Raw genomic sequence first — 312 nt, 5'->3', positions numbered from 1 at the left:
TACACGGGTAGCGGTTTTCGCAGCATGATCGCGGAAAGAGGCTTTGTGCAAAGCATGAGCCGTAAGGGAAACTGCTGGGATAACGCCGTAGCAGAGAGCTTTTTTGCCTCACTCAAGAAGGAAGAAGCCACGGGTGTGTATCCCAGCAAAGCACAGGCCCATGCATCAATCGCAAGCTACATCCATGGGTTTTACAATGCGACACGGCTGCACTCGGCGCTGGGATACAGGTCACCTAATGACTACGCAAAGCACCTGAAGCACTCTGCTTAACACTCGCTTTATGGCGTACGTTTGGAGGGAGCAAGTCCA

1 protein-coding gene is annotated in these 312 nt (G+C 52.6%); it reads left to right on the top strand.

Annotated elements, in window-relative coordinates; translation table 11 throughout:
* On the top strand, positions 1–273 hold a 273-nt coding region (locus NTD86_RS12825), incomplete at its 5' end, for an integrase core domain-containing protein (RefSeq protein WP_262202744.1).
* Positions 274–312: the final 39 nt, after the last annotated feature.

The sequence above is a fragment of the Pseudomonas sp. 7P_10.2_Bac1 genome (assembly GCF_025465935.1).
GTDB lineage: Bacteria > Pseudomonadota > Gammaproteobacteria > Pseudomonadales > Pseudomonadaceae > Aquipseudomonas.
Note: the sequence above shows the minus strand (reverse complement) of the source record. Positions and strands in the feature narration are given on the sequence as shown.